Below are 17,190 nucleotides of genomic sequence, written 5' to 3' on the forward strand. Positions count from 1 at the left end.
CGACGCCGGTTTTGCGAAGCGCGCACGGCCCTTTTCCCGACGATGACGCCAATTTCGCCAAGCCTCGAATGCCGGACGTCCGGATTCGGGGCTTTTCGCTTTTTCGGAATTCCGCGTGCCGCGGCGCGCGCTCGGGTGCCGAAGCATCGGGCGATCGGCCGAAAAGCCGATGCGGTCGCGGGATATCCTGCGGCTGCATCGGCTTTCGACTGTCCGTTTTTTCGATTGTCGGGCTGCTCGGAAATCAAGTTTCTGCGAGCGGGATGTCCGGCAGCGCCAGTGGTTCGTCAGGCTTGGCGCTTCGGGTTCACCGATCGCCTTTGAACCGTTCGCGGAACTGCTCGAACTCTTCGCGAATCCGGTCGCGGAAATTCTCCGCCCGATCGCGCAGCTCGTTCTGCCGTTTGTCCCGCAGCTTCTGGCGCGCTTCTTTCGCCATCTCTTCTTCCGCTTCGCGCGCCTGCACCAGCTCGTCTTCGACGTCTTCCACGTCGCGGCGCAGCACCAGGCGGGAATCGAGCGAACGGAAATAAGCGTTCAGCGAATCGATCCGTTCTTCTTGGGCCAACGCGACCAGTCCGCTCTCGCCTTCGGCCAGCGAATCGGCCGTCAGTTCGAGGATGCCGGCTTTCTCTTCGGCTTTGCTGCCGGCAAGCGAAGCGCCGATCAGCGAACCGATACTTCCGCCCAGCAGCACGCCGAACGGGCCGCCGAGAATGCCGACGAACGAACCGATCAAGCTGCCCGCCAGCAATCGGCCGCCGAACCCGGTATCGAAGTTGTAGCCGTCTTTGAACACGATGCGTCCGTGTTCTTTTTTCACCACGGCCGCTTCGCTCACCGTATAATCCGGCGCGACGGAACGGCTTTTGAGTTCGGACAAGGCTTGGTAGGCTTTACTCTCTTCATTGAAAAAGACGACGATGACATTTTCCAAAGAAAACACTTCCTCTCTTCTTCTCAAGATCGGCGGCCGGATCAACGGCTGCCCCCTTCCTTATTACCCTCGCCGTCCTCGTCCGGCATCAGCAGCGCGTCGAGCCATTTCTCCGCCAATCGAGTCGCTCCCGGCAGGAACGGCAGCGCGCCGACGCCTACCTTCTCGAGACTACGGCAGAAATGATGCTCCGCATATTCCGTTTCGTTCGCGTAAGGGAACAAGACGCAGGCGGAAGAGATGCTGCGTTCGTAGCCGCCGTCCGGCCGGCTGCGCCGGACGATGGCATCGCGGTAACGGTGCATGACGTTGATATCTTCTTCCAGCGGGCCCGGCGCGCCGTACAGTGAATCGTAGCGGCTGCCCGGAACGGCCGGGTCCAGCCGATATTTGGCGTCGAGCACGAACCGCCGCTCGCCGTACCCGCCGGGTCCGCCGCTGCCGCGTTCCGGCTCCGGCCGACGCAGCGTCAGCAGCAGATCCGGCTTCTGCTCCGTCGTCGGCCGGCTGCGTCCGAGCATCGACGGGTTATAGAGCAGCGAGAGCCGGGCGCCGCTCTCAAGGTGTTCGTATTCGATACGCGAAGCGCCGCCGCGGATCAAGGAAGGAAACAGCCCGCTTCGGTCGATGCCGAGACCGCCGCGGCGGATCATCCGGCAGCGGCGCAGCAGCAGGCGATGCAGCTTGAGGAAACACCAATATTCGTAGAGCTGCGCCATGTCTTTGAGCGACAACCGCATCAATCCTTCGCGGATCGACAGTCCCCGCAGCAGAAGCAGATGCAGCTTATACATCTCCCGGTAACCCGGCGCCATCTGAAGCACCAGGCTGACGTTAATTCGCCGCATCGGCCCGACGCTTTGCAGGAAGTCCAGATTCAACATGGCGCCGATCCTCCGCCGGATCAAGGCAAGTTCCTGTTCCGGCAGCGGGTCGCGCCCGGCGCGGCTGTCCCGCAGCTCGCGGCGCAGATCGTCGATCCGCGCCGCCGTGCGCTCCAGCATCCAGCGCAGGAACCGGTTTTCGTCCGTATCGGTCGAAATCTTCCGGCGCGGCTCCAGCAGCCGGGAAGGCGCATACCGCTTGCCGGCGATCTCCAAGCCGCCTTGCGCATCCGTCTGCAAACGCTGCGGATGCCGGCGCAGATCGTCCAGCGTCGACCTGTCCGTCCGTTTGGCGCGGCCGCTCTCGACCAGATGCCGCTCGCTCTCCAGCCGATGATGCGGATGCGCCCCGATCCGCAGCATGGCGCTCTCCATGCGCCCGAACACTTCCCGCAAGACGGCGTTGAACTCCGCCAAGCTCTGCCGCGGCGTCTCCGCGCTCTCCGCCGTCCGATACGTCCGGCGCAGGAAATCGAACGAGAGGTCGTAAGCCTCCTCGTCCACTTCTTCCATCAGGCGCGCATAGTCGCGCCGATAATCGAGCTTCGCCGGGAAGATCTCGATCACGACGGACAGCACCGTCTGTCCGCCGAGCCGAATCTGAAGCTCCGTCTCGCCGATCTCGCTGCCGAAGTCCAGCGTGCCGGACAGCACGCGGCTTCCCCGCGGCCTGATCCGCCGCCGCAGATTGACGTTCTCGTGATGGAACGTCAGATCGAGAGCCGGGTCGGCCTTGATCAGCGTCAGCTCGTACGACTTGGTCTCGTAGAAGCAAGGATAAGCCGGCATGCCCGGCTGCCACTCTTCCGCTTGACCGGTCTGCGGCGAGAACAGCCGCACGCGAAGGTCTTCCGTTCGTCCCGGGCGGCCGCGGACGTCGAATCGGGCTTCGATCCGCTGCCCGCCAGACGAATCGCGATGCAGCGCAAGCCGCTCGGCCGTCTCGTGGATCGGCTCTCCGGCGATATGGAATTCGAACAGTCGGCTGTCGATCCGCAGCAGTTCGGTGCCGGAATCGGGCAGCGTCGGCGGCAGGGATGGCATCATGGAAGTCCTCCGTATCCGTATCAGTTTCCGTTCACGATCGACTTGTACGTCTCGATCGCTGCCGCCCGCGAAGCTTTCAGGTCGACGATCGCGTCCTTACGGGGTTTATGAACCGTTTTGGCGTCTTCGTTTTTGAGCTCCGGCAGCCACTGACGAATATGCTCGCCGTTCGGGTCGTATTTCTCCGATTGGGTCACCGGATTGACGACGCGGAAATACGGAGCCGAATTCGCGCCGAGCGACGCGCACCAGAGCCAGTTGCCGCGATTCTGGACATTGTCGTAATCGAGCAGCTTGCGGCGGAAATAATTTTCCCCGAGCGTGAACGGGCATTGCAGATTTTTGGTCAAGAACATCGCGCACAAGATTCGCAGCCGGTTCGGCATCAAGCCTGTTTCGTTCAATTCGCGCATCGCCGCGTCGATCACGGGAATCCCGGTTTCGCCTTTGGCCCAGCGTTCGTAATGTTCGTCGGTCAGCGCGGACAGATCGTATTTTTTCTCATAAGCGAAATAGTCTTCGTCGTAGATCGCCAGATACAGATAGAAATCGCGGAAAGCGAGTTGGCGCACCCATTCGTCGCTTCCGTCGCGGCGGATCGCCCGGGCATAGAGCTCGCGGATCGACACCGCTCCCGCGTTGACATGCGGATTGACGCCGCTCGCGGGCAGCTCGGGATAGTAGTCGCGTTTATCCCCGTATTCCGCGATGCCGTCTTCCAGAAAAGGCTTAAGCTTGTCTTCCCATTCGTCCGCCGGCTCGTAATCGTCCAGATCGAACGGCGGGTCGAACCGTTTCGGCCAATCGGGATCGACTTCGGCGGCTTGCAGGTCTTTAAGCGAGGTGGAAGACGGCTCGTTCGGCGCTTGGGCCAGATAGTCCAGCCATTTTTTGTGAAAAGGCGCGAAGATCTTGTAGTACCCGTCTTTGCCCGTAAACTCGGCGAACGCTTCCGGATCGACCATCAGCGTATCCAGCAGCGGCGTAAACGCGGCTCCGCGATCCTGCGCCGCTTTTTTTAATTTGCGGTCACGCTCGCGCGCGTACGGCGTGAAGTCCCGGTGCACGACCACCTCGTCGATCTCCGATTCGCCGCCTTCGAACGATTTCAGCAGATGCGACAGCACTTCTTCCGGTTCCCCGTAAGCGAGATGCAGGCGGCGTCCGGCTTTGTCGTACAGCTTGCGAAGACGCGAGACGTGACGCAGGAAGTTGACGCCGCTGTGCTCTTGTTCGCGCCCTTTTTTGAGCAGAAAGGAATCGAGGATCAGCAGATGCAGCACCGGCTCGCCGGTCTCTCGAAGGTAATCGAAGGCGGCAAGGTCTTCGGTGCGCAGGTCTTTGCGATGAATGAACAATTTCAAGGGTGACGTTCTCCTTCCGGGATTCCGTAGATGGCATTTCCCTACATATTAACCGAGTTCGGGGCGAAACGGAACGCGCGGCCGCGCAGAAAAGTCGTGCCTCTGTCCGGTAAGCCGATCGAGGTTACGACGACAAGCGTGCAAAACGCGAATAGCCGATCTTCATGAAGAAGACCGGCCTTTTGATCGGCGCGAAGGCTCGCGTATTGCCAGACATCGACGTCTTTTATTCCGCGTCAGCCGAAGCGACTTCGGGATCATGCAGCGTCTTGACCATCAGCAGATGCGGAATGCCGTCTTCCATGAATTCGTCCGACGCGGCCGAATAGCCGAGCTTTTCGTAAAAACCTCTCGCCTGCGTCTGTCCGTGCAGTTTGACTTTGCGCAGTCCTTGCTCCGCCGCGATCGCTTCCAGACCCGCGACGATCTGCCGCCCGATGCCGAACTTGCGATACGGTTCCAGAATGCAGATCCGTTCCAGCTTGCCGAATCCGTCGACGGCGCGCAAGCGGCCCGTTCCGACCGGAAGGCCGCCGCGTTCGATCAGAAGATGGCCGCAGCGGTCGTCCAGTCGGTCGAACTCGTCGAATTCGTCTTGCAGCGGCACGCCCTGTTCTTCGACGAACACGTTTCGGCGAATCGCGAAAGCCTGTTCCAATTCTTCCGCCGTCTCGATCCGTTTGGTAGTCTCCATTTGCATTCCATCCTTTCGAAATTCATAGCCTTCAGTATATCCGAATTCGTTATTGTTGTACATACAACAATATTTATAGCGGAATCGTTCTTCCTTCCGGGTACGCTTCATCCGTTCATCGCCGTCCTGCGCGTCTTCAAGATGATTCATAGGGGCTCGATTCGTCCAAAGTCATACTGTAACCGCCGCTCCTGCAAGCGCGTGATCTTCGGATGACGCGACTATTCCATATCGGAGGTTATCCACATGACTAACCAGAAGCATTCGAGAAACTTTATCCTGAAAAAAGCAACCCTGTTCGCGTCCGCGGCGGTGTTGACCGCGGCGCTGGCTCTTCCGGCTTCCGCGGCTCCCGCGCCTGTCGATCAGGCTTCGAAGATTGCCGCTTCGTCGACGACCGCGGCTTCGAGCGTGGAAAATCGACTGGTCAAAGTCGCCGGATTCAAAAGCGCGGCGAACGTCCGCGCGTATTACGCCAATCTTCAGCGCGCCGTCGCCAAAGGTGACAAAGCCGGCGTCGCGGCTCGCGTCCATTACCCGCTCGGCGTCTACGGCGGCGATCGCACGATGGTCATCAAGAGCAAAGCGCAGTTGATGAAAAATTACGACCGGATCTTCACGAAGGACGTGAAACAAACGCTTGCCGAAACGAAGTTCGACGATCTGTTCGTCAATCAGGACGGGGCTTCCGTCGGACAAGGCGCGATCTGGATCGTTCCTTCAGGCTCCGGCATGCCGGGCATCATGACGGTAAATCTGACCGCCGGTTGATCGAAAGCGGCAGCCTTTCGAACTTCGCGGTCCTTGCCGGTCATGACGGCGAGCGGATCCATGAATATGAACAAAAGAAAAAGCCGATCTCCCGTGCGGGGAGCGTCGGCTTTTTAGGCATTCGCGACCTGATCGGCCGTTCGCTTCCCACGGCAGGCAATCCGCTTGCCCTTTTGATTCGGCGGGCGAACGGGTAAAATGGAATTACGAACGCCGCGCGGCATCTTCGCGGGCGCAGACGGAAACGGAAGACCGGAGGACATGATGATCAAACAAAACGGAAGCTGGTGGAAAGACGACCGTATCCCCGGCTTGATCGCGCGCAAGCAGGTCGACGGATTCTTGTTCGGGCACGGATTCGAGATCCCGCCCGACTTCTATCCGGACTTCGCGGAAGCGGGCGGCGGCTCGCTGCCCGCGATCGGCGAGAGTCGGCCGATCCGCCTGCTGCACGAACAAGGCGGCGTATACGCCACGTACGAAGCCCGCTTGGAACACTGGCGCATCGCCGTGCCCAGCGGCAAATCATCGCTCGAGATCCGCTACGACTCCAACAAGGAGTTGAAGCAATTCCTGCTGTCCGCTTTTTCTTCCACCTATCTGGAGGTGGAAGAATGGACGGCCCGGCTCGCCGATTCGCCGGGCGGCAGCGCCGACGGCCCGCAGGTGCAGGGCCGCGAATACGGCCCGGCCGGCGTGTATGCCGCCGCGCTGGAAGCGCGCCGAACGGCTCCCGCCCGGGAAGCGGCTTCGGGCAGCCGCCGCATTCCGCCGCGCGGCGAAGCGGCGGACAAAGGCGCGGTGCGCAGCCCGTTCGATACGCCGGACGCGTATCTGCCGCGCGAAGAGCGCGCCGAATACCTCTACCTGTACCGGACGGACACGCCGTTCACGTACCGGCTCGAACTGCGCCCGCTCGGCGGCCAAGAACTCCGCCCCGCGCATTTCTATATCGCGGAGACCGGCGCCGAATATCTCGTCGCGCCTGCGGCGGAAGACCCGCGCGGGCCGGGCGACGCCGCGGACGCGTCGGCCGGTCCGCCTCCGCCGCGTCTGCGAGACGACGAGATCCGTGCCGCGATCGACGGCGTCGCGGGCTATATCCGGCAGCGCGGATTCTCGTTCCCTGCCGGAATGGTCGAGCATCTCTATCTCTCGCTCAAGACCCGGCCGTTCGTCATTCTGGCCGGCATCTCCGGCACGGGCAAGACGCAGCTTGCGCGGCTGTTCGCCGAAGCGCTCGGCGCGACGCCGGATAACGGGCAGTTCACGCTGATCCCCGTGCGGCCCGATTGGAACGATCCCGCCGACCTGATCGGCTACAAAGACCTGTCCGGCCGCTTCAAGCCCGGCCCGCTCGCGCTTGCGCTTCAGACCGCTTCGCGTCCGCAGCGAGCGGACAAACCGCATTTCATCGTGCTGGACGAGATGAATCTGGCGCGCGTCGAGCATTACTTCAGCGACGTGCTCAGCCTGATGGAGACCCGTCGGCGTTCGATCGGCACGCAGGACGCCGGAGCAGCGAAAAGTTTCAGCCCAACGGAAAGATCGGAAATCGCCGCTGCGCCGATCGGCGAGATTCTCACGCAGCCGCTGCTGCCGGATTCGATGTTCGAACACGAAGAAGATCGCGCCGCATACGGCAATCTGTCGATTCCCGCCAACGTCTACGTGATCGGCACGGTGAATATGGACGAGACGACGTATCCGTTTAGCAAAAAAGTGCTCGACCGCGCGGGCACCATCGAATTCAACCATATCGATCTGATGCAGCTTCCGCAGCTTCGGGCCGAAGCCGAAGAAGAAGCGGACACGCTGGCGGCGGATCGGCATTTTCTGGGCGGCGATTATCTTCAACTGGTCGATGCCATGCAGGATCACGCCAAGCTGATCGAGCGAACGGCGGAAGAACTGACGGCGATCAACGCCATGCTCGAAGAGATTCAAGCCCATGTCGGTTTCCGCGTCCGCGACGCGATCTGCTTCTATCTGATCTACAATCAGCGTTTCGGCCTGATGACCCGCGCGGAAGCATTCGACGCCCAGTTGATGCAGAAGATTCTGCCCCGCATCCAAGGAAGCCGCCATTCCGTCAAGAAAGTGCTGCTCGATCTGTTGCGCCACTGTCTGGGCAGCGAAGCGGCCAAAGCTTTCGATTGGCGCGAGCTGGAAGACTCGGCCGAAGCCGCTTATTCCGGACGCCGCAGCCGGGAAAGCTTGGCCGCGGCGCGTTATCCGCAAAGCGCGCGCAAACTCGCGTATATGCTTCGCCGTCTGGACGAAGACGGGTTTACGTCGTATTGGCTGAACTGATAAAGGCTTGCCTATTCCGTCTCCGGAATAGGCAAGCCTTTTTTTGTACCGAGTTACGAATATCTACTGCTTATCCCGATGCCGGCAGCCCGATCTTTCTCGATTTCGACGTCTTTGCGACTTCTTGGTCAACGCAGCCGCCGAACTCTAGTCGGCAAGAATGCCCTACGTTGCCGAAAAAACAACGTAGAGCATCCTTTTTTGCCCACCGACTGCTTTACGTTGCTTAAAAGGCAATCTAGAAACGCCAATCTGCCAAATCGGCCCCGATTTCGGCATCTACGTTGCTTTTTCGTCAACGTAACTTCCAAACCCCAACCGGCAAGTTGCTCTACGTTGCCAAATCGTCAACGTAACCTCCGAGTGCAGATCTATCGGCGCTTTCCCGCGGAAAAATATACAGTCGAACCTTCACGTTCCTGCCTCTTTGCATGGACGATAATCAAACCCCTCTCATGCTCAAACCGCTGCCGTTTCGTTCAGTTTCGTTCGTTTTCCGCTCAGTTCGGACGCAGCTCGCGATACTTCGCCACATAAGCCGCCGCCAACTCCGTGATCTGTTCGTACCGCCCTTGCTTGGCCGGAGCCGTCAGGTTGCCGCCGATCCCTACCGCGATACAGCCCGCGTTCAGCCATTTTTCCATATTGTCGAGATCGACGCCGCCGGTCGGCATGATGCTGATATGCGGCATCGGGCCTTTGACCGCTTTGACGAAGTCCGCTCCGAACGCGCTGCCCGGGAACAGCTTCAGCACGTCGACGCCCATCTTCAGCGCTTCTTTGATCTCGCCCAGCGTCAACACGCCCGGCATGTACGGAATTCCGTACAGGTTGCAGATCTCCGCCGTGTCTTTTTCGAACGACGGGCTGACCACGAATTCCGCTCCCGCCAGAATCGCGATCCGGGCCGTAATCGGGTCCAGCACCGTTCCCGCTCCGATCACCGCCCGATCGCCGTATTCGGCAGCCAACTCGCGGATCGCATGTTCCGCGCCCGGCGTCGTAAACGTGACTTCGATATTCGTCAGACCGCCTTCGATGCAGGCAGCGGACATTTTGCGGGCATCCTCCGCGTTATCGGCCCGAATCACCGCGACCACTCCGCAAGTTTGCAGACTGCCCAATACTTTCAGTTTTTTCATCCCGTCGTTCTCCTTTTAGATAAACTTTTTTATCAAATCTCAGAAAACCGTCTCTACCCCGAATACTAAATTCAAAAGGATGCTTCGTCAATAGGCATTTCCATCGAATAAACGGAAAGCGTAATTGTACAAAACCGGTTTATGTGCTACTTTTAAAAAAACGAAGCTCGAGGAGGAAACTCGCATGTCCTATTCATTGGCGGCCGTCACGTTCGGCGAACCGATGGCCATGTTCCGCGCCGAAGAGGCCGGAGAACTGCACGAAGCCCGTTCGTTTTCCAAAGCGCTGGCCGGAGCCGAAAGCAACGTCGCGACCGGGCTCTGCCGATTGGGTCACAAGACGGGGTACGTCACCAAGCTCGGCGAAGACAGTTTCGGCCGATTCATTCTTCAGGCGCAGCAGCAGGAAGGCATCGACACGTCCTCCGTTACCTTCAGCAAGGAACGGCCGACCGGCATGCTGCTGAAATCGAAAGTGACGAGCGGCGATCCGAAAGTCGAATATTTCCGCAAACAGTCCGCCGCCTCTACCCTCTCGGTCGCCGATTTCGACGCAGATTATTTCGCTTCGGCCGGCCATCTGCACGTGACGGGAATTTCGGCAGCGCTTTCTCCGTCCATGCTGGAGTTCTCCCGCCATGCGATGGGCTATATGAAGCAGCTCGGACGCACCGTCTCGTTCGACCCCAATCTGCGGCCGGTGCTGTGGCAGGATCAGGAGACGATGATCGCCACGATCAACGAACTGGCCGCGCGCAGCGATTGGTTCTTCCCCGGCATCGGCGAAGCCCGCCTGCTTACGGGACTGCAAGAACCGGAAGAGATCGCCGATTTCTATCTGGACAAAGGCGTCTCGCTGGTGGTCATCAAAATGGGGCCCGAAGGCGCATTCTACAAAAACGCCGGCGGCGCGGATTTCGCTGCGGGCTATAAGGTCGAAGAAGTCGTCGACACGGTCGGCGCCGGAGACGGTTTCGCGGCGGGCGTGATCAGCGCGCTGCTCGAACAAGCCGACGTTCGCTCCGCGGTCATGCGCGGCAACGCGCTCGGTGCGCTGGCCGTGATGTCGCCGGGCGATATGGACGGCCTGCCGACGCGCGAACAGCTCGAGGCGTTTCTCGCGTCCGCCGTCAGCGCGGGCTAGTTCGCTAGGCCGCACGCTGGGTTTTGTGTTGGATGTTTAGGATATTTAGGATGTGTAAAAAAAGCCGAGCCTTCGAATTCGAAAGCTCGGCTTTTCGCTGTCTATGGTTGGTCGAAATGTTGCTTTTGTGATCAGAATTCGCGCTTTGCCAATTGCGGTCATGTCAAGCTCGGCGCTCTTACGAACCGTTCCTGCTCATTCTTTGTCGTTCAGAGTTCTCCGTTCTCCGCCGTCGCTCGCATTCGAACGCTCACTCCGCCTGCCCGTCGACAGCCTCTTCGACCGCCCGAAGATCTTTGACCGAAGCTCCGGCTCGCAGCGACGGCGCGAAGCGGTACGTGATCGGCACCGGCTGATCGTCCTTGTTTTCGATGCCCGCCACGATGATCTTGGCCGCCTGCGCGCCCATCTCGCGGGCCGGCTGCGACAGCGTCGTGACGGCCGGGTTATAGATCTGCGCGAATTCGGCATCGTCGATCCCGATCACCGACAATCGCTCGGGAATCTCGATGCCCTGCCGGTTCGAAGCTTTGAGCAGCTCGGCCAATACGATATCGTTAGCGGCAATTACCGCGGTCGGCGGCTCCGGCAGCGCCAGCAGCTTCGCCAGCTCCTCCGCGAGATCTTCCGCCGCCGCGCTGACCATGTATTCTTCGCGCAGCGGGAGTCCGGCTTCTTCGACCGCCCGGCGAAAAGCGGCCAGCCGCTCTTTGCGCGGCGTGATCGGCTGCGCGCCCAGCGGCAGCGTCATCAGGCCGATCCGAGAATGGCCTTTGGCGACCAGTTCGGCCACGCCCGTCTTGACGGCCGCTTCGTTGTCCAGCAGCAGACTCTGCGTGCTCACTCCGTCTACCAGCCGGTCGATAAACACGTACGGCGTGCGGTGCTCGTGCAGCTTTTTGTAGATCGAAGCTTCATGCGCCGTCGGGAACACGATCAGTCCGTCCACCTGACGGGCCAGCAGCGTGTCGATATGTCCTTGCTCTTTGCCGGGATCTTCGTCGGCGTTGCAGATCAGCATCTGAATGCCGCGGCTTTGCAGTTCGCTTTCGATCGCGCGAACGCAGCGGATCGACAGATTGTAATCGATATCGGCCACGATGACCCCGACCAGATGGGTCCGGTTCTGCTTCAGGCTGCGCGCCAGCCCGTTCGGCCGATATTCCAGTTCCGCGATCACGTCCGCGATCCGCTGCCGGGTCGCTTCGCTCATATATTGATAACGTTGGTTCAAATATTGGGATACCGTGCTTTTCGAGACGCGCGCTCTGCGCGCGACATCGTCAATGGTCAGCTTTTTCATCATCAGACTCCGCTCTTTACTTTTCTCCGTAGTATGGACTCGACCGCAGTCAGTCCGCCGGGAACGGCTGCAAATCAAGCATAGCTTATAATCGCCGATTTTTCTACGCGCTGCGGACGGCTTCGGAAACGGACTTCCGGCAAAAAGAAGCTTTTTCCGCTCTGCCGTTTCTGCCGAACAAGCTCCTTTTTGATACTTTTTTTATTTTTCTAAAAAAATATGTTGCCAACCACTTAAATTTGAATTATATTTATGTGGCCGGCAACATTAATTGATTCACAAAATCGAGGTTCATCCAAAGGAGACTTTATTCATGAATACTTCCGCTATGCAAGCCGTGCTTGTCGATCGTTATGGAGACGCCGACGTTCTGAACGTGCAAGAAGTGGCTCGACCGCTGCCGCAGCCGGGCGAAGTGCTCGTCCGTATCCGTTATGCTTCGATGATTCCGTTGGATTGGAAAGTCCGCCGCGGTTGGCTGCAGCAGGTCTTCCCGCTCGTTCTGCCTTACGTTCCGGGCTTCTACGCTTCCGGCACGGTCGAATCGGTCGGCGAAGGCGTCGCGGATCTTCATGTCGGCGATCGGGTATTCGGCGATGTTCGGGGAGCCTACGCGCAGTATGCGGCCGTCCCGGCCGAAGCGCTGGTCAAGCTGCCGGATTCCGTTTCGCTGGAAACGGCCGCCGCGATCAAAGCCGGAGCCGATTCCGCTTGGAAAGCGCTCTTCCTCGAAGGCGACCTGCAAGCCGGACAGACCGTCCTGATCCACGCTGCTGCCGGCGGAGTCGGCCAAGTCGCCGTGCAGCTCGCCAAAAGAGCCGGTGCGACCGTGATCGCGACCGCCTCGGCGGACAATCTGGAATTCGTTCGCTCGCTCGGCGCGGATAAGGTCATCGATTATCGCAGCGAAGATTTCGCGCAGTCCGCAAGCGGCGTCGATCTGGTCGTCGATACCGTCGGCGGCGATACGGAGCTGCGTTCTTGGGGCGTGCTCAAGCGCGGCGGAATCCTCGTCTCGCTGGTCGGCGATCCCGACGCGGAGCAGGCGGCCGCTCACGGCGTGACGGCCAAATTCAATACCCGGTTCGCCGAACGCGAACATCTGCTTCAGATCGTCGACCTGATCGCGGAAGGCGCGCTCAAGATCGAAACGGGACGCGTCTATCCGCTGAGCGAGGTGCGCGAAGCTCATCGTTTCAGCGAGCAGCGCCGGGGCCGCGGCCGCATCCTGCTCGCTCCGCAGGAATAACCTCGCGATTACGCCGCCGATCGGCTGCGCCCGATATCGGAACTGGAACGCTTCCGGTTGAGGCGGTATGATAGAAACAGCCAAGCCGCACGCAAGCGACCGTCGCCGGTTCTCCGGACGGCGGCGCGGACGATGCGGCAGAAACGAGGAATATGCGATGACCCATCAACCTGTCGATCCGTCCGCCGCCGGCGAATTCAGCGTCGGCGAACGGTATCCCGTCAGCTTCGCCGTGTTCGCGCTCGGCCGTTCGCATCGCGCGCTGGCCGCTCAGATGCTGCGAGAGATCGGTTTGTTCGCCGGACAAGAGATTCTGCTGTTCCAACTCTGGGACCGGGACGGACAATCCCAGAACAGTATCGGCCGCGCGCTGCGGCTGGACCATTCGACCGTCGCCAAGTCCGTCAAAAGGCTTGAAGAAGCCGGGCTCGTCACCCGCTCTCGCTCGCCCGAAGACGGCCGGGTGACGCTCGTGTCGCTGACGGATGCCGGACGCGCGCTGGAACAGCGCGTCACCGACGTCTGGCGCAGCGTGGAACAGGCGACGACCGAAGGTTTTACCGAAGAAGAATTGTCGACGCTGACCCGTCTGGCGCTTCGGGCGGCCGCCAACGCGGATCGCCATCTCAAGTAGCGCGATTGCGCCGCCGACCCGCTGCACGCCCGAACAGCCCGCTTCGCGAAGAAGCGGGCTGTTCGGGTTATTCGTTTTAAGCAGGCCGATTTTTTTCTAAAAAAGAATAACGGCTTCGCGATCGGCGGCGTTCTTCTTCATATAAGGAAGGAGGGCTCGCGATCGCGACTGCTTGGAAAACACACCGAAAATGGCTGCTGACGCTCGCCGTGATTCTGCTGGTCATCGCCGCTTCGTACATCGCGCTTCAACTTAAACTAAAAGGCTTCGAACGCGATATGCGGGTCTATCTGCTCGAACGCGGCGTCGCCGACGAAGAGATCGTCAGCATCGAAGCCCATTGGTCCCATCTGCCGACTTATCCGGTCATCGTCAAGCTGTCGCAGGAACCGCAGCGCGGGTATTTGTTTAAGCCGGACGAACAGCGCAAAGGCCATTTTGTTCTGATCGACAGCCGTCCGCCGCAGATGCTCTATACCGACGATCCGCTGGAACCGAAGAGGTCGCTTATGCGGGACACGGCTTATCTGGAGGCTTACGGATTCGCCGATATTCAGCCTGTGCAAGATCCGGATTCTTACGTTCTGACCGCCGACACGGCCCCTTCCGCTCCTTATCGGGACTATTGGGCCGCGCAGAACGTCGATCCAGCCCTTTTGTATAACCAAACGATTCATACGTATCAATATGCCGCCGACCATCCCGATATCCGCCGGAAACTGGGACTGAAACCGGACGACAAGCTCTGGGCCTACGTGATCGTCGCAGGAGATCTGGCGCGCGGCGGTTATCTGACCGTCGAGACGGCTTCGGGCGAGCGGAACGTCGGAGGCGTGTATTCGTTGAAAGGAGAAACCGCCGATGAATGACGTTCCCCGTCCTCCTATGACCTTGCGACGCCGCTTGACAGCGGTGCTCGTTCTGCTGTTGTCGGCAGCTTCGCTGCTATATCTGTTTTTTATGCCGGGCATTCTTCTCTACGGTTCCGCGTGGCTGCCCGGATTTCTGCTCGCGCTTCTGGCCGCGGCCATTGGAACGCCGATGCTGCTGACCGCCCGCGAACGGACGACGTTATGCCGAGTCGCCGCCGGATCGGCTTGGTTCGCGCTGGTGCTGCATCTGCTGATCTTGACGCCGTTGGCGGTAGGGTTATTCGGGGTATGATTATAGAGGATGGAGATCGAATCTAATATTCAAGGAGGCTTCGCGATGAGAAAAAAACAGCATGCCTTGCTGTTCGCCGCTTCCGCGCTGTCGATCGCGCTGTTCGCCGAGCCGGCTTCGGCTCCGGAATACGCGGTACGGCAGGCTCGGGCAGAACCTGAACCGGCGGTCGGCGCCATTACCGATCGCGGCATTCCTTACGTGTTCCGTTCCAGCCAGACCTCGCACAGCGGCCGCCATTTCCAAGGCGAAAACGGCTATAGCGGGATCGAATTTTCCGCTCAAGAGCTTCAGTCGTCTTCGACCGGTTATGTTCATCCTTATTATCGCTACACCCCGAAGGAGATCCTTCCGTTGGGATCGGGGCAATAAAAAGACCGCTAACTACCTGCGGCCATGCGGCCTGTCAGGTAAAAGCGGTCTTTTTCTTACTTCGACTCGTTGTTCAACTGCTGAATTTCCTCCGACGATAAACCCGTTGCTTTGATGATTGCGGATGTGTCTATGCCGAGTGCCAATAATTTCAGCGCCATTTCTTTTTTGGCTTGCTCCATTCCCGTTTTGAAGCCGTAAACTTTCGCATTTTCAGCCGCCTCCAGCAGAGAAGCTTCATCATGCAGATATTTCTGTCTGGCTTCGTATTGCATTCTCGCTTCGCGATCCTGACTCAGAAATTCCAAAGTGGTCATCGCTTTTTTCAGTTCGGGTTCGTTCATGGTCAAAGTCGATCAACCCCGTTTTTTTCTATTATTATACCATATAATTACGCAATTACGTTATTAAAGATTTCGTAATTGCGTCACTCAAATGATAATCCTCCAAAGGCACATCCGGCTCCTGCCCCAGCGCCAGCTTTGCCAATTGGCTGCCGAGGAACGGTCCCATCGTCAGACCCGACGCACCTAAGCCGTTGGCGGCGATCAGGCCTTTCCAGCCCGGCACCCGCCCGATCACCGGCAGAAAACCCGGCGTAAAAGGCCGGAACCCGACTCGCACTTCTTCCAACTCGCAATCCGCAAGTCCCGGTGCAAGTTCCAGTCCTTTGCTCAACACCTCATGCACGCCGCCCGCCGTGACGCGAATATCGCTTCGTTCCACGCCGTTCTCGTGCGTCGCGCCGGCGACCATCTTCCCGTTATCGAAGGCCAGCAGGTATTGATCCGTCGGCGGGATCACGACCGGCCAAGTTCCGCTGTCCGGCCGATCGGGCGATTGCAGATGCAGAATCTGTCCTTTCTGATACGTGACCCGAAAATTCAGTCCCAGCGGCTCCAGCAGCTTGCCCGCCCATGCGCCCGCGCAGAGGATGACCTCGTCGCCGCGCAGCGTCTCGCCGTCTACCGTTACGCCGGTTACCCGGCCGTTTTCGCTCAGCAGCACCGCTTCGCCTTCGTGCAGAATCGCGCCGCTTCGCACAGCCGCCGCGACCATCGCGTCCCGCAGCGCCGCGCCGTCTACCCGAGCCGCTCCGCTGACGCGCACCGCCCGATAGCCTTCGCCGAGCAGCGGGAACAACGCTCTGACCTGCTCCTCCTCCAATACTTCGATATCCCCGATCTCCGGCGCGTCCGCTTTGCGTTTCTCTGCGCGTTCGCGCATCTGCTCGATCTTGCCGGCATCCGTATGCAGGTTAATCGCTCCCACTCGGGCGTAACTGGTCTCGCTTTCTCCGTCCTTATGCAGCATCTCCGTCAACTGCGGATAATAACGCGCTCCCGCTTTGGCCAAACGGTACCACGTCTGATTGCGCCGCTGCGACAGCCACGGGCAGATGATCCCCGCTGCCGCGTCCGTGGCCCGCCCCGGATGACGGGCGTCCACCAGCGTCACTTCGACCTCGCCGGCCGCCGCGTATTTCGTCAGATGATAAGCCGCCGAAGACCCGAGAATCCCGGCTCCGACGACGATGATTTTTTTCATGAATCGAATTCCTTTCTGGCATAAAATGCGAACACGGCCCGTTCATGCAGCCTTCATCCCTATTATACCGGTTAACCGCCGCAGACGCTCGATCGCACCGCACCGAAACGCAACTCAAAAAGGCGTCCGGCTCGACCGCGGTCGACTCGGACGCCTTCGTTCGCTGTTTTCGAATCGGCTCAAGGCCGCTCCGGATAGAATTCTTTGCGTTCTTCGCGCTCGCGTTTGAACGTCACCGTTTCCCGGCCCGCATCCGTCTCGATCGTCGCTTCGAAATCCAGACCGTTCAACGCTTCTTTCGGAATATCGCCGACCTCGATCTCGCTCTCCTGTCCGATCTTCCCTTCCAGAGGACGGTCGGAACCTTCGAAGTAGAGCTTGGCCGGACTGCCTTCTTGGCCGCCCTGCCCGTCTTTGGCCGCGATGCGCAGCGTAGAGCCTTCCGGCGCGGGCTTGGCCGATTCAATCGTTTTGAGCTCGATCTCGAAACTGTCCGACGCGCCTTCGTACTGCGAACGGTAATACGTTTCCGCGCCCGGAGGCACGCAAGCGCTTAGAGCGACGCACAGCCCGATCCATACGGCTGCGAGCATCGGCAGTCTGCTGCGTTTGGTCATAAGATCA

17 protein-coding genes and 1 pseudogene are annotated in these 17,190 nt (G+C 59.7%); 9 read left to right on the forward strand and 9 right to left on the reverse strand.

What is annotated here, in order from left to right; genetic code table 11:
- Positions 1-307: 307 nt before the first annotated feature.
- The 4 genes from CDO73_RS01095 to CDO73_RS01110 form a co-directional block, all read right to left on the reverse strand.
- Entirely contained in the window at positions 308-937 is a 630-nt protein-coding gene (locus tag CDO73_RS01095; RefSeq protein ID WP_179218437.1) for a DUF1269 domain-containing protein, read from the reverse strand.
- Positions 938-978: 41 nt separating this feature from the next.
- Positions 979-2,868, reverse strand: a complete 1,890-nt coding sequence (locus tag CDO73_RS01100; protein WP_088486632.1) for a DUF2357 domain-containing protein — start codon at positions 2,866-2,868, stop codon at positions 979-981.
- A 20-nt stretch (positions 2,869-2,888) separates the two neighbouring features.
- The gene (locus tag CDO73_RS01105) at positions 2,889-4,232 is read right to left on the reverse strand and encodes a cryptochrome/photolyase family protein (protein ID WP_088486633.1); all 1,344 of its coding nucleotides are present in this window, start codon (positions 4,230-4,232) and stop codon (positions 2,889-2,891) included.
- Between the two features lie 226 nt (positions 4,233-4,458).
- A complete protein-coding gene (locus CDO73_RS01110) occupies positions 4,459-4,926 on the reverse strand; it encodes a GNAT family N-acetyltransferase (RefSeq protein ID WP_088486634.1) in 468 nt (155 codons plus the stop codon).
- 246 nt (positions 4,927-5,172) lie between these two features.
- On the opposite strand from CDO73_RS01110, the gene CDO73_RS01115 reads away from it, so the two are divergent.
- From CDO73_RS01115 to CDO73_RS01125, 3 genes are read left to right on the forward strand one after another with little or no spacing between them, the layout of a single operon-like run.
- A complete protein-coding gene (locus CDO73_RS01115) occupies positions 5,173-5,697 on the forward strand; it encodes a hypothetical protein (RefSeq protein ID WP_088486635.1) in 525 nt (174 codons plus the stop codon).
- Complete coding sequence (locus tag CDO73_RS01120; RefSeq protein WP_088486636.1) at positions 5,694-5,894, forward strand: hypothetical protein; 201 nt, start codon at positions 5,694-5,696, stop codon at positions 5,892-5,894. The genes CDO73_RS01115 and CDO73_RS01120 overlap by 4 nt, the downstream gene beginning before the upstream one ends.
- A 1-nt stretch (position 5,895) precedes the next feature.
- Positions 5,896-8,010 carry an McrB family protein gene (locus CDO73_RS01125; RefSeq protein ID WP_088486637.1) on the forward strand — a complete coding sequence of 705 codons (2,115 nt, stop codon included), beginning with the start codon at positions 5,896-5,898 and terminating at the stop codon, positions 8,008-8,010.
- A 500-nt stretch (positions 8,011-8,510) separates the two neighbouring features.
- Here the strand turns inward: CDO73_RS01125 and CDO73_RS01130 are convergent, their stop codons facing one another.
- The gene (locus CDO73_RS01130; RefSeq protein WP_088486638.1) at positions 8,511-9,152 is read right to left on the reverse strand and encodes a bifunctional 2-keto-4-hydroxyglutarate aldolase/2-keto-3-deoxy-6-phosphogluconate aldolase; all 642 of its coding nucleotides are present in this window, start codon (positions 9,150-9,152) and stop codon (positions 8,511-8,513) included.
- 184 nt (positions 9,153-9,336) lie between these two features.
- Between CDO73_RS01130 and CDO73_RS01135 the strand changes: the two genes are divergently transcribed.
- Complete coding sequence (locus CDO73_RS01135) at positions 9,337-10,296, forward strand: sugar kinase (protein ID WP_088486639.1); 960 nt, start codon at positions 9,337-9,339, stop codon at positions 10,294-10,296.
- A gap of 250 nt (positions 10,297-10,546) precedes the next feature.
- Here the strand turns inward: CDO73_RS01135 and CDO73_RS01140 are convergent, their stop codons facing one another.
- Complete coding sequence (locus CDO73_RS01140; protein WP_256972503.1) at positions 10,547-11,602, reverse strand: LacI family DNA-binding transcriptional regulator; 1,056 nt, start codon at positions 11,600-11,602, stop codon at positions 10,547-10,549.
- Between the two features lie 310 nt (positions 11,603-11,912).
- On the opposite strand from CDO73_RS01140, the gene CDO73_RS01145 reads away from it, so the two are divergent.
- From CDO73_RS01145 to CDO73_RS01165, 5 genes are all read left to right on the forward strand, one after another.
- Positions 11,913-12,848: an NADP-dependent oxidoreductase gene (locus CDO73_RS01145; protein WP_088486640.1), complete on the forward strand. Its 936-nt coding sequence runs from the start codon at positions 11,913-11,915 to the stop codon at positions 12,846-12,848.
- Positions 12,849-13,005: 157 nt separating this feature from the next.
- On the forward strand, positions 13,006-13,482 hold the full coding sequence (locus tag CDO73_RS01150; RefSeq protein WP_143536043.1) for a MarR family winged helix-turn-helix transcriptional regulator: 477 nt from the start codon (positions 13,006-13,008) through the stop codon (positions 13,480-13,482).
- A gap of 209 nt (positions 13,483-13,691) precedes the next feature.
- Positions 13,692-14,351: a hypothetical protein gene (locus tag CDO73_RS01155; protein WP_088486641.1), complete on the forward strand. Its 660-nt coding sequence runs from the start codon at positions 13,692-13,694 to the stop codon at positions 14,349-14,351.
- A complete protein-coding gene (locus CDO73_RS01160) occupies positions 14,344-14,646 on the forward strand; it encodes a hypothetical protein (protein ID WP_143536044.1) in 303 nt (100 codons plus the stop codon). The genes CDO73_RS01155 and CDO73_RS01160 overlap by 8 nt, the downstream gene beginning before the upstream one ends.
- Positions 14,647-14,691: 45 nt before the next feature.
- Positions 14,692-15,018 (forward strand): hypothetical protein, encoded by a 327-nt coding sequence (locus tag CDO73_RS01165; RefSeq protein WP_088486643.1) that lies wholly within the window; start codon positions 14,692-14,694, stop codon positions 15,016-15,018.
- Positions 15,019-15,074: 56 nt separating this feature from the next.
- Here the strand turns inward: CDO73_RS01165 and CDO73_RS01170 are convergent.
- The 3 genes and pseudogenes from CDO73_RS01170 to CDO73_RS01180 form a co-directional block, all read right to left on the reverse strand.
- A pseudogene (locus tag CDO73_RS01170) lies at positions 15,075-15,368 on the reverse strand (Rpn family recombination-promoting nuclease/putative transposase); the annotation flags it as partial.
- A gap of 49 nt (positions 15,369-15,417) precedes the next feature.
- On the reverse strand, positions 15,418-16,566 hold the full coding sequence (locus CDO73_RS01175) for an NAD(P)/FAD-dependent oxidoreductase (RefSeq protein ID WP_088486644.1): 1,149 nt from the start codon (positions 16,564-16,566) through the stop codon (positions 15,418-15,420).
- A 179-nt stretch (positions 16,567-16,745) separates the two neighbouring features.
- Positions 16,746-17,183: a hypothetical protein gene (locus CDO73_RS01180; protein ID WP_088486645.1), complete on the reverse strand. Its 438-nt coding sequence runs from the start codon at positions 17,181-17,183 to the stop codon at positions 16,746-16,748.
- Positions 17,184-17,190 lie beyond the last annotated feature (7 nt).

Source organism: Saccharibacillus sp. O23 (genome assembly GCF_002205895.1).
Lineage (GTDB): Bacteria > Bacillota > Bacilli > Paenibacillales > Paenibacillaceae > Saccharibacillus.